Source organism: Campylobacter corcagiensis (assembly GCF_013201645.1).
Taxonomy (GTDB): domain Bacteria; phylum Campylobacterota; class Campylobacteria; order Campylobacterales; family Campylobacteraceae; genus Campylobacter_B; species Campylobacter_B corcagiensis.
In genome coordinates this window covers 309,836-321,540 of the sequence record NZ_CP053842.1, presented here as the reverse complement: position 1 = coordinate 321,540, position 11,705 = coordinate 309,836, and the positions used below count along the sequence as shown (strand labels likewise).

The window sequence follows — 11,705 nt, the reverse complement described above, 5'->3', positions numbered from 1 at the left end:
CTCTTTTATCTTATATTTTTACTGTATTATATGTGAAATTTGTAAATATCTTTAAAGTGATTTGATTTTAGATATGTATGTATTACCAAATTTTTTCATTTAAGTTAAGATTTTTTATGATAGATAAAACTGCAAAAATTTCATGCCTTATGGCTACAAAATTATCTCTATTTTTTACACTTTTCAAAAGATTTGGCTCAAAGCTATCTTTTCCTTTGTTTAAAACTATAAAAATTTTATTTCTATCAAAACTAATCTTAATGCCACCTTTTGCAAATTTCTCAAGCGTTAAGAGCCTTTCCATAAAAACAGGCGTTAAGATGTAGTTTGCAAATACCATATCGCTACAATACACATTGAAAAGCTCGTTAAAATCATAGTTATCCATTAAAATTTTAGTCCTAAAAAGCTTTGGTTTTGAAGTTATTTTTATAGGAGTTTTTATGCTTTTATTAAAATCAGCTGTATAAAAAAGTCCCATAAATTTAGGTTTTTTTGTTCTTGAAAATAGATATCCAAGCATTATATCCTTAAAAAGGCTATATTTTATACGACTAAGAGTTATATCGCTAAAGCTAAATCTCACATCCCCAACACTTCCTCTTACAAAGTCATTGCCATCTTGAGTGTCAAAACCATCCAAAAGCCCACTATGCATAATGTCAAGTGCGTGAACATGCCCAAATTTAGAGTATTTGAAATTTAATCTCTTAAAAAGGGGCTCTAAAACAGCGTCTTTATACTCGCTTTTAAACTCCCTAAAATGCTCATCAAAGTATGCAACTGAGAATTTATAAAAGCCCCTTAAAGATATAGCGATAATAAGCACAATTAAAATCTTAAGCTCATTATACTCATAAAGATAGCTATTTGAGAATTTATCCCATATAAAACCTATAATAAACATGAAAAAAATAGTAAAAACTGCAGTGTAAATAATTAAAAATTTCAGTATAAATTTACGCTTTTTTTCTAAATTTAGAAGGTTTAAATAGCTCATTTAAAACAAAAGCCCCTCTTTTATCTCTTTAAATTTTGACTCGCCATATAGAACTTTTACTAAATTTAGAGCAAATTCCATCGCGGTTGCAGGTCCTCTTGAAGTGATGATATTTTTATCAACTACTACATTAGTAGAATTTGTATAGCCTTCGTGATTAACTTTTGATTTAAAGCCCGGATAGCAAGTGTAGCTATCTTTTAGCACTTTAGCCTCGCCTAATGCCCAAGGAGCAGCGCATATAGCAGCTATAAATTTAGAATTTTTATCAAATTCTTTTAAAACCTCTAAAAGCTTATCACTTTTTGCTAAATACTCAGCCCCTGGAAGCCCACCAGGTAAGACTATCATATCAAAATCATTTACCTCTAAATCATCTAAAACCATCTGAGCTGTCATCTCAATTCCGTGAGCACCTTTTACACTTTTTTTGTTTAGACCTACCATTTTTACTTCCACACCAGCTCGCCTTAAAATATCAACCACACTAACCGCTTCTATCTCTTCAAATCCATCAGCAAACATTACAGCAACTTTTTTCATAATATCTCCTTTATTTTTCGTTTATTATAGCAAAATTTATAACATTTTGATATCATTTCATGATCTCAAAAAAAGGACTTAAGATGCAAGTAAAAATTACTTACTGCACTGCTTGAAGCTACAGACCAAAAGCTTTCCGTGTGAAAGAAGAGATAGAAAATAACTTTAAAAATGCTGAGTTTGAGCTTGAGAAAGGAAGTGGCGGGGATTTTATAGTTGAAGTTGATGGCAAAGTGATTTTTTCAAAAAACGATCTACCTAGACCAAGATTTCCAGAAGATGGTGAAATTTTAAAGCTAATCAAAAACTAAAAGTAGCAAAGCTAGGTCAAATTTAACCTAGCTTATTTAGATTTTTAGTTATGTAATTTAAACTATTTATTTGCTCTTTCTATGTATTCACCGCGAACTGTATCAACTCTTATAACTTCTCCTTCAAGCACATGAAAAGGTATTTGAACAACAGCTCCAGTTTCAAGTGTAGCTGGCTTTTTGTTACTTCCTTGTGTATCACCACGGAAATTTGGAGCTGTTTCGACGATTTTTAGTTCAACAACTTGTGGAACTTCAAGACCTATTGGTGTACCGTTGTGAAATAGCACATCAACCATCATGCCATCAAGCATCCATTTTTTAGTATCCCCAACATCCTCATCAGATATCGCAACTTGCTCATAATTTTCAGTATCCATAAACTGACAATACTCACCATCATCGTAAAGATACTGCATTTGACGCTCTTCTAAGCGTGGCTCATCACACTTATCGCCTGCGTGAAAAGTTTTTTCTAAAACTTTACCATCCATAAAAGATTTGATTTTAACCCTAACAAAAGCTGGACCTTTGCCTGGTTTTACATGTTGGTATTCAACTATTTTATATGGAATTCCTTCTATTTCTATTTTTAAGCCTTTTTTTAAATCACCCATTGAGTAAGCCATAAATTCTCCTTGAAATTTAATAAATTAACATTATAGCGAAATTTAGCTCAAATTTAGTAGTCTTTAAGCTTAAAAACTGTTATAATTATAAAAACTTGAAAGGATGTGAAATGAAAAAAGTTCTACTATCATTTGGTTTGGCTTTGATGCTTTTTGGTTCTGAAAATTTCAGCACAAATTTTGAGCAATCCATAAAGGATAACTTTGAAAATGTTGAAAAAGTTGAAATTATAACTCTTGATAGATTGCAAGGTGTAGAAAATTTAAATTTCGTCATAGCAAAAATAGATGGTAATGTCATCTCAGCACTTGCAACTAGCAATGGAAAAGGCTTTATGGCTCTGTCTGATTTTTATGTTTTAAACAATGCTGATGATAAAAAATTAATAGATGAAAGAATGAAAATAGCAAAAGCCAACACAAAAGCCGAACAGGAAAAAGTCGTCCATGAAATCATTAAAACAATACCAAAAAGTAGATTTATAAGCATCCAGTCATTTAATCCAGATAATAAATTTACGACTTATATGGTAACTGATCCAGAATGCCCATACTGTAGAGATGAGATGGATAAAATGGTAAAATGGCTAAGAAATGCAAATGTTAAGATAATATTTGCCCCAGTTCATGGCAAAAGTGCATATACGAAATCTGCTTTAATGCTTAATGAGTCAAAAGATATTAACTCAAGTGATCAAAAAGCAATGATAAAACTTATCTCAAAATACTACGATAAAAATGCAACTGTTGATGATAACGCAGTAACCGAGGAAGAGCGTGATTTAGTGCTTGATGATGCTAAAAAGCTCTTTTCAAAAGGTGTTATAAAAGGGGTTCCATTTACTTTTACGGTTGAAGAGAAATTTTAAAAGGTGCTAAATTTAGTGCCTTTTGAGTAAATCTTACTTACTACAAGTAGTAAATATTGGCGACCCTTGGAGGATTTGAACCGCCGTTTCTACACAGAGAATGTAGCGTCCTGGGCCAACTAGACGAAAGGGTCTTTAAATCTGAGTATTATACCATTTTTAACCCATATAAAACTTAAATTTTTGAAATTTAGCTCTATGTTTTAGTACTTGTAGTAGCTTTTATAATTTTATATTTTAAAGTAAATGCTGTAAATAGCTTAAAAAAATGGATTTATTAAATTTTAAAAGCTAAATCTAAAACTGTGTATGCTTTTTTCATAAAAGGGTCAAATATATTTATTTAGCTAAAAATATAAAAAATTGTTTTAAGGTTCATTATTTATGGATTTTAGGTAAATATGTGTGAGTTTAAAGATTCTTTTAATGGTGTCCTGCGTTGGATTCGAACCAACGGCCCCCTCCTTAAAAGGGAGATGCTCTACCGACTGAGCTAGCAAGACACCTTATTAAAAATGGCGCAGCGGACGGGGCTCGAACCCGCGACCTCCGCCGTGACAGGGCGGCATTCTAACCATCTGAACTACCGCTGCACCTAAATAAATCTTACATAAAGAAGTAAGTGGTGGTCGCTATAAGACTCGAACTTATGACATCCACCTTGTAAGGGTGGCGCTCTACCAACTGAGCTAAGCGACCTTTTCAAAAACGAAATGAAATTATACAATTACAAAGATTAAAATTAGCTTAAATTTACTAAGCTTGAACTAAATTCACAAAAAAGTTGAATTTAAGCTATAATCACCCAAAAATTTTGAGGAATTTTATGAGAATTTTGGCTATTTTGCTTATGAGTGTGGTCTGTATTTTTGGGTATAGTCACAAAGATATATTAAACGCCATAAGAGATGTAGCCACAAATAATGGCGTATCTCCTAGAATTTTATACACTATAGTTAAGATTGAGAGTAATTTCAACCCTTATTCTATGTCTTTTTTAACAAATGAAGAAAATGCAAAATACTACAAAAAATTAGAAAATAAAAATATACATATAAAAATTAGCCCTTATAGTCTAAACAAAAATCGCTGGGTTGTCTCAATGTCGCCAAAAGATGAGCGTTATGCTATAGCTGTTCTAAGACAGCTTATAAAAAGCGGTTTTAGCGTGGATGCTGGGCTTGGGCAGCTAAACAGCGTAAATTTTGAAAATCACGAAATAGATAGAATTTTTAATCCAACTTATAATCTAACAAAATGCGTTGGAGTGCTAAGAAAGTGCTTTAATGCAAAAAATAAAAACCTTCAAAACACAATAGAGTGTTACAACTATGGCATGAGAAATCGTGGATCAAATCCATATTATAGGCGTTTTTACGAGCATTATCAAAAAGAATTTGGTGGATAGTTATAAATTCTACAATATTAAGTTAAATTTAATAATATTAATAGCATAATTAAAGACTGAATTCCCAAAAGGATATATTATGAGAAAATTTAGTCTTATTTTAGCTTTAATGCTTAGTGCAAATGCTGCAGATAACTTAGCTGATGCATTTACAAATGGCAAATTTAGTGGCGAAATAAAAGCTTGGTACTGGGATAAGAGCGATGATTCAAGCCCTTATAAAAACGAAAACATTACAAATTTTGCCATTGAACTTGGCTATAAAACAGATAAATTTTACGGCTTTTATCTTGGAACGACTGGTCAGATAGCCTTTGCGCCGATTGGAAATGAAGATTCAAAAGCGATGTATCACAGAGAACAAAACACAAAAGGATTTGTTCCTTCAGAACTGTACCTTGGGTATAACTTTTCAAAAACTGATATAAAAATAGGAAATCAGTACATAAACACACCGCTTGTTGGTGTAAATGGATCAAGAATTTTTAAAGAATCATTTAGCGGCGTAACTATAAATAGCAAATACTTTAATACAACCACACTTTATGCTGGATATGCTGATAGATTTAGCGGTAGAACGAGTGCAACAATGAACGAAGAGATGGGAAGCGAGCCAAAATTTAAAAGAAGAATCACAATAGGCGGAGCCACTGATTTTTCACATAAATTTAGTGGGCTTATCTGGGCAGGTTTAGAAAATAAAAGTATACAAAATCTAACTCTATCGGTTCAATATGCGTTTTTAAACGGCGTAGAGCTTGAAATTCCTAGAGTACCTACCAAACATGGCGACATAAATATGTACTACACAGAGGCTAGCTACGCTATTCCTTTAAAAGATGCAAAACTCAAATTTGACCTAAATTTTAGAGGAAGCAAGACAAGTGGAGCAATAAAAGATCTAAATTATGACGGTTGGATGCTTGGAGCAATGGCTGGAGTTTATGATTTAAATGGCTTTGATATCTATGCCGCAGCTACAACAGTGAGCAGCAATGATAGCGTTATAATGGGTGCTGGGCTAGGCTCTAATAGCTATACATCTTTGCCAATTAGAGGGCCATTTATGTATACAGCTCTTGCTGGAATGGATTCGTATAAATTTGGCTTAGCATATAATTTCTCAAATCTAGGAGCCAAGGGCTTAAAAGCTATAGCCCAGTACTCATTTACAAATCACGACCCAGTAAATAAAAGAGCTGGAACATTAGCACCAAATTTAAAAAGAGAATTTGATGGATACTCTTTAGCTCTTAATTACAACTTGCCATTCTTAAAAGGACTTAGTGCGAGCTTAATATATGTAAGTCTTGAAGAAGAAAGAACAAATATGATAAGTGGGTCAAAAACAGATATAGATACAGATGAGCTTTGGCTTAAATTTGGATATAAATTTTCGATTTAAAAGGTAGATGAGAATTTAAAAGTATTTTAAATAGTGATTGCTATAAACAGGAGTGTGGTTATTGACTAAAGAAGTTCTATTAATCAAACAAAATTTAAAATCTAACCCCAAATTTTAAAAGCTCTTTTGGTAAGATGTCATCTATGTTATTTATTGTGTTGTTGTCAATTTCTATTAATTTAAAATTCTCTCTTTTGTAAATTTCAATTTTTTCAGCCTTTCTCTTAGCATATTTTTGATTTTCTTCTAATCCCCAAAATTCTATATAAATTTTATATTACAGCTTTTTATAAAACCTATTTCACATAAGAGTGTATTGATTTGCCTTTTTGCTAAAATGCTTTCATATTTACATTGAGTTTTTCATTTTATTATTTTTAGCTTTTAAATTACCTAAATACCCTTTAAAATATACCAAAAAACTTTAAAATTTAAATAGCCACTCACGCTGCAAGAATTTAAAATATCGTAGGCTTTATAATATGCCTCATACTTACGCAACTAATATGCTTTATCAAAATTTAACTACCTTTATTGAGCTTGCTAAGCTTTTAGGGCATTCAACCACTAAAATGATTTATGATGTTTATGTAAATTATCTTAATTCTAACTTAAAAGATTTTAATAGAAAAATGGATTTATATTAAACGCCTAGGCAGGGGGCGGAAAAGTCTTGTTAAAAAATGCCTTCAAATACCCATAAAATGGTATCTCGTGGCGGACAGAGAGGGATTTGAACTCTTTAACTATCCTTAAAAGCCCTATGTGTGGCGAGTGTTCTTTTTTGTTTGTTGCAGCTGCGGATTTTTCCATAAGGGGAGCATTTGTCAAGGGCGGCGACTTTACAAAATCTAAAATATAAAAAGTCGCCGTTCATCTTGACCCTTGACAAATGCGAGCCGTTGGATAAAATTTAAGCAAAACAAGCGAAAAAAAACTGAAAATTTTAAAAGGTAGTTTCTGAAGCATTTTTAAAAGTTTACTTTTAAAAATGTTTTAGACTTTTAAAATTTTCAAAGTCACATCATAGGGCAAATTTAAAACTACAATTACCCCCGCGTTAGGGATTGTAGCGGTTATCCTTTTTGCTTGCAAAAAGATATGAGCGAAAAGCCCGACCCAAGCGAAGCGAAGGGGAACGCCCAAAGAAAGAACCAAACCCCACCCAAAAATAAAATTAAGCTTAAAAATCAAATCAAAATTTAAACTAATATTTTAAAAATTTCTAAAATTTATACTTAAATTTCAAGGCTGCGGTGCGGTGCGTGTTGTGAGTGCGTGAGCTTGCGAACGCACGAACTAAAGCACCGCTCTTGTGTCTTTATATACTAATGTTGGTTAAAAAAATCTAATGTATTTCTATTTTTATAGCCTTGCTTCCATCTTTTAATATTTTGCCTTTTGTTTTACACATAGAAGCTTTATTATCATTATATAAAACTTTATAGCAAAAATTCCCCACATACTTTATAAATTTAATTTTTTCTTTAAAGTTAAAAGGCTGAAATCCTTCTGTTTTAAACTCTAAAATATCATTTTTAAAACTCCATTTTCTATTATCTAATCTATTTCCTAAATAAACAGAATTATCATCTTTTAATTTTATATCCCATTTATTCCCCGCTGAATTTAAAAAGCTTGTTACAACTTTATCCATTTTTAAAGTCCATTCTCCTTCGATTTTTAAATTATCAAATTTATTATATTTTTCTTGAAAATTATCTTTTATTTGATCTGTATCTTTATTTCTTTCTGTTTTGTCCATTATTGCTTTACCTAGCCCTTTAATTCCTTGCTTCATTCCATCAGATAGAGCTTTACCAACATCTAGAGAGTAATCTTGTGCGTTTAATACAATAGCTAATAATAAAATTATGGATACTTTTTTCATTTGGATACCTTTACAAATTTATTTTTTTAGAAGTTAATGCTCTTTGTTTAATGTTTTCTAACTTTTCAAGATACTTTTTAGTTTCTTCTATTTGTTCATCTAATGCAAGTCCTTGATTAATTAGCCTAATAAGTTCTGGTTTTTCCTTTTCCCAGTTATTAAGTGTGCCTCTGCTAATGTTTAATAATTCTGCTAATTCTTGTCTAGTCATTTTTACACTTTTCATTAAATTTATTCTTTTTCGTTTAAATATTAAACATTTTTTAAGCTATTAATTGTTATTATTCTTTTTAGTAAATGTATAATAATTACACATTTACTAATTAACCGCTTAAATTTTGTTTATTTATCAACTCAATTTTAACAAATTTAAGCAAATTTATCGCTTAACTACCGCACCGCAACAAAATAAAGATGTTTAGGGTATAAGTCGGCGTTAAGATATGCATACCTTAACAGGTATTGACCTAAATAAGTCAAAAAACTATTTAGTGGGGTGGTTAGGATACTCCGCCCTACTCTAATCAAAATCTAAAAATATCCAAAAATAAAATTTAAGGAGTGTCCTAATGTCAAATATAGTTTTAAGTTATATTGAAAAAAACAACAATCTAGCTTTTAGTTTTGAAAATCAATATAAAAGATTTTCATACATATCATTTCTACCAATTCAAGCAAATTCAAGTTATTCAATAGATGAAGAAGGTAAAAAAAGCTTCTGGTTTCAGCTTGTAGCAAGTTATAAAACTTCATATCAAAGCATAAATGAAGATGGCGAAATAAATCAAGATAATGCAACTTTAAAAACCTTATATGTAAAATTTTCAATGGAATATCTAACCACTCTAAAAATCAATGTTGATAAATTAAAAAAATTCTTTAATGACAACTTTGTAGGTAAAAAATTCATCACTCTCCCAGTTGGTGAAGAAATGCCAGTATTTGACTTTAAAAACAATATAAGAAATCTTGTTAAAAATAGTTCACAGGTAAATATTGATGAAAGCTTTGATTTAAATGCTTTTATAAGTGATTTTGAAAAACCAAAGGCTACGAAATGAAAGAAGTAATTTATAAAAGCGGATCAGTTAGAAAACCTTTATTAATTGATACTGATAATTTAAGTGTTTTATTAAACGCTATGGATGGTTATACAACAAAAGTAAGGAAAATAAACAGCTTTGCCATAGTTTACACAAATAGAACAAATGGAGAAGTCAGATACATAATAGATCTAAGAAATATATAAATTCTACAAAGCCTACTATAAAAAGTGGGCTTGATAGAGTTTATTTTAAACTCAAATTCAACAAAGGAGTATGATATGAAAAAATTAACAGATTTTTTCAAATCAGGTAAAGCTAAAGTCGGTTTAATTGCTACTGCTGGTTTAGTAGGTGCAACTAGTGCACTTGCTGATATAACAGTAGATCCTTCAACTGGTGTAATGACTGGAAAAATTGACATAGCTCCGTATATGGCTGCTGTAGGTATTATCCTTACGGCTCTAGGTGCATTTTGGGCAGTAAAAAGAGTTATTTTCTTATTTAGTAGATAATAGGCACCATTATGGGAATAGATCTAGCAAAGCTTATATTATTCACAAATAGCTACATAGGCATTATTATTGTTGCTTTGTTTGGCATAAAAATAATAAATAGCGTTATAGATCTATTCCAAAGGTAGTTTAAAAATGAACTCTATACAGATTTTACAAACAATAGGCTTAACCGCTTCAAAATATAACGAAATGATGTCTATAAGCGGAATTCTTTGCGGTTTCATTCTTACTTTTACACTTATGCTTTTTATAAGTCAAATAAAATAATAAGGAGATAAAAAATGGATTTTTCAGTTTTAAATTTAACTGGTGTTAAAAGCTTTGATTATTTTTTCTCTTTATTTTTTTATTTCAATGTTGGGATACTTCCTTTATTTTTAGTTTTAATACTTTTTATTAGGAAGTGGTAAAAATGTTTTTTAGTATCCTAAGGAATTTATTTTAATGAAAACCCTACTCAAATTCTTAATAATCTTATTATCTCTTACAACTTTAACTTATGCTAATATTTGTGAAGTTCGTAAAAAAAATATTGCAACTAATAATGATATAAAAATAGATTTTTCAGCTGGTAGTATCGCATTAACATCTATTGGAGATGATTATTACTCATTAAATGGTAATGTCTATAAAAAGTTAGCATCACAAAGTTCTACCGATATTTATAATGAAGATGGTCCTAATGAAGGTTATAAAATTTTAGATAATGGCGATACTATTTATCTATATTCAAAATCCTGCTCCACTCCTATTACTTGTATATTTGCGCCAGGTCCTTATTCTTCATATAAATATCGTTGTGGTGTTCATTATGAAAATTCTCAATACGATAAGCAAAGATTAACATTAAATATTTCTAGTTATAAATATCAAATATTTAAAAAAGTCACTTGTCCTAAAAATGGTGAAGTATTCAATCCAAAAACAAATAAATGTGAACCTAAATGTAATGTTGATAAGATACAAAGCGGTAATTATACATTTCAAGATTTAGCTGATTGTGTGTGTAAATTTGGAAATGATAATCCTTGTTCGCCGCACTTAGAACAAGCTATAAATAACTGTCAAAACTCCTTTAGTTGTAGCATTGATAATGTCTATAAACAAAGCACACCTATAGCATATAAAGCTGATGAAAATGGTAAGGTTTGGGCATATTTTAAACCTATAATGTGTACTGATGATATTCCTGAAACATATAACAGTATAAATTCAATTCCTGCACCTAATTGTAAGCCTACAATTCCACCATCTGATGATAATAAAACAGAAGAACCACCTAAAGATAATGATAAGCCTGATAAACCAGATAATCCAGATGAGCCATCTGATCCATCTAAAAAACCTGATGAAGATATCAATGATAATCCAGCTGAGCCTAAACCTGATGATGGCACAATCGATATAAATCCTAAACCAAAGCCTAAACCAAACCCAGATAATCCAGATAAGCCATCTGATCCTAATAATCCACCTGTTCCAGGTGATGGAAATAATAAAGGTGATAGCGATAGTCCTGATGATGGTGATTCAGGTACAAATCATTCTGGTGGTAATGGTGGTGGTTCTTCTAATAACTTTGATGATAGTGACATTGTTAATTCTATTAATAAAACTAATGAGCTTTTAGAAAAAGAGAGTGAGAATATAGAAAAGATAAAAGATAGGTTAGATGATTTATTAGATAGTGATGATTATAAAGATTTTGATAAGGGTGATTTAAAATCAGATATAGAAGAATCTAAAGGACTTTTAAAAAAAATCAAAGAAGCTTACGACACTATAAAAGAGGGTTTAGAAAAAACAATTAAAGAAGTAAAAGAACAAGTTGTTGATATTAAAAGAAGTATTGATAATGCAGTAGATAAACTTAAAAAGCCACTTGGTGGAAGTATAAACAGCTATAAAACTTGCTCTTGCCTTTATTCTAAGCCCTTAAATTTAGGTTTTAAAACTATCAGTGTTGAGATAGATCCGTGTGAATTTATATGTAAAATTAACAGTGTAACTTATATAGTTTTTTTTATCATATTTTTTTATACATTTTTAAGATTTACTATTTTTGCATTATTTAAATTGTTTTAAGGA

The 11,705-nt window shown here is 30.5% G+C and carries 13 protein-coding genes and 4 tRNA genes; 8 read left to right on the top strand and 9 right to left on the bottom strand.

What is annotated here, in order from left to right; genetic code table 11:
• Positions 1 to 82: 82 nt before the first annotated feature.
• Both CCORG_RS01795 and CCORG_RS01790 read right to left on the bottom strand, forming a co-directional pair.
• A complete protein-coding gene (locus CCORG_RS01795) occupies positions 83 to 1,000 on the bottom strand; it encodes a DUF3137 domain-containing protein (protein WP_025803137.1) in 918 nt (305 codons plus the stop codon).
• On the bottom strand, positions 1,001 to 1,543 hold the full coding sequence (locus CCORG_RS01790) for a DJ-1 family glyoxalase III (protein WP_025803138.1): 543 nt from the start codon (positions 1,541 to 1,543) through the stop codon (positions 1,001 to 1,003).
• A gap of 83 nt (positions 1,544 to 1,626) precedes the next feature.
• Here CCORG_RS01790 and CCORG_RS01785 point away from each other — a divergent pair, with 83 nt between their 5' ends.
• Positions 1,627 to 1,854, top strand: a complete 228-nt coding sequence (locus CCORG_RS01785) for a SelT/SelW/SelH family (seleno)protein (RefSeq protein ID WP_265092846.1) — start codon at positions 1,627 to 1,629, stop codon at positions 1,852 to 1,854.
• Between the two features lie 62 nt (positions 1,855 to 1,916).
• Here the strand turns inward: CCORG_RS01785 and efp are convergent, their stop codons facing one another.
• Entirely contained in the window at positions 1,917 to 2,483 is a 567-nt protein-coding gene (efp, locus tag CCORG_RS01780; RefSeq protein WP_025803139.1) for an elongation factor P, read from the bottom strand.
• A gap of 110 nt (positions 2,484 to 2,593) precedes the next feature.
• Between efp and CCORG_RS01775 the strand changes: the two genes are divergently transcribed.
• The gene (locus tag CCORG_RS01775) at positions 2,594 to 3,352 is read left to right on the top strand and encodes a thioredoxin domain-containing protein (protein WP_025803140.1); all 759 of its coding nucleotides are present in this window, start codon (positions 2,594 to 2,596) and stop codon (positions 3,350 to 3,352) included.
• A 57-nt stretch (positions 3,353 to 3,409) separates the two neighbouring features.
• Here the strand turns inward: CCORG_RS01775 and CCORG_RS01770 are convergent.
• From CCORG_RS01770 to CCORG_RS01755, 4 genes are all read right to left on the bottom strand, one after another.
• A tRNA-Glu gene (locus CCORG_RS01770) sits at positions 3,410 to 3,486 on the bottom strand.
• Positions 3,487 to 3,779: 293 nt separating this feature from the next.
• Positions 3,780 to 3,855: transfer RNA gene (locus CCORG_RS01765), tRNA-Lys, on the bottom strand.
• 13 nt (positions 3,856 to 3,868) lie between these two features.
• A tRNA-Asp gene (locus tag CCORG_RS01760) sits at positions 3,869 to 3,945 on the bottom strand.
• Between the two features lie 30 nt (positions 3,946 to 3,975).
• Positions 3,976 to 4,051, bottom strand: a tRNA-Val gene (locus tag CCORG_RS01755).
• A 127-nt stretch (positions 4,052 to 4,178) separates the two neighbouring features.
• Between CCORG_RS01755 and CCORG_RS01750 the strand changes: the two genes are divergently transcribed.
• Both CCORG_RS01750 and CCORG_RS01745 read left to right on the top strand, forming a co-directional pair.
• Positions 4,179 to 4,760 (top strand): transglycosylase SLT domain-containing protein, encoded by a 582-nt coding sequence (locus CCORG_RS01750; RefSeq protein WP_025803141.1) that lies wholly within the window; start codon positions 4,179 to 4,181, stop codon positions 4,758 to 4,760.
• A gap of 79 nt (positions 4,761 to 4,839) precedes the next feature.
• Complete coding sequence (locus CCORG_RS01745; RefSeq protein ID WP_025803142.1) at positions 4,840 to 6,165, top strand: OprD family outer membrane porin; 1,326 nt, start codon at positions 4,840 to 4,842, stop codon at positions 6,163 to 6,165.
• Between the two features lie 1,348 nt (positions 6,166 to 7,513).
• Here CCORG_RS01745 and CCORG_RS01740 read toward each other — a convergent pair.
• Together CCORG_RS01740 and CCORG_RS01735 are read right to left on the bottom strand one after the other, a co-directional pair.
• Positions 7,514 to 8,056 carry a hypothetical protein gene (locus tag CCORG_RS01740; protein ID WP_025803143.1) on the bottom strand — a complete coding sequence of 181 codons (543 nt, stop codon included), beginning with the start codon at positions 8,054 to 8,056 and terminating at the stop codon, positions 7,514 to 7,516.
• Between the two features lie 10 nt (positions 8,057 to 8,066).
• Positions 8,067 to 8,282 (bottom strand): helix-turn-helix domain-containing protein, encoded by a 216-nt coding sequence (locus CCORG_RS01735; protein ID WP_081755080.1) that lies wholly within the window; start codon positions 8,280 to 8,282, stop codon positions 8,067 to 8,069.
• Between the two features lie 343 nt (positions 8,283 to 8,625).
• Between CCORG_RS01735 and CCORG_RS01730 the strand changes: the two genes are divergently transcribed.
• From CCORG_RS01730 to CCORG_RS01715, 4 genes are all read left to right on the top strand, one after another.
• Positions 8,626 to 9,117, top strand: a complete 492-nt coding sequence (locus tag CCORG_RS01730) for a hypothetical protein (RefSeq protein ID WP_025803145.1) — start codon at positions 8,626 to 8,628, stop codon at positions 9,115 to 9,117.
• Positions 9,114 to 9,305: a hypothetical protein gene (locus CCORG_RS01725; RefSeq protein WP_025803146.1), complete on the top strand. Its 192-nt coding sequence runs from the start codon at positions 9,114 to 9,116 to the stop codon at positions 9,303 to 9,305. Before CCORG_RS01730 ends, CCORG_RS01725 begins: the two co-directional genes overlap by 4 nt.
• Before the next feature lie 75 nt (positions 9,306 to 9,380).
• Positions 9,381 to 9,614 carry a hypothetical protein gene (locus tag CCORG_RS01720; protein ID WP_025803147.1) on the top strand — a complete coding sequence of 78 codons (234 nt, stop codon included), beginning with the start codon at positions 9,381 to 9,383 and terminating at the stop codon, positions 9,612 to 9,614.
• A gap of 447 nt (positions 9,615 to 10,061) precedes the next feature.
• The gene (locus tag CCORG_RS01715; protein ID WP_025803148.1) at positions 10,062 to 11,702 is read left to right on the top strand and encodes a hypothetical protein; all 1,641 of its coding nucleotides are present in this window, start codon (positions 10,062 to 10,064) and stop codon (positions 11,700 to 11,702) included.
• Positions 11,703 to 11,705: the final 3 nt, after the last annotated feature.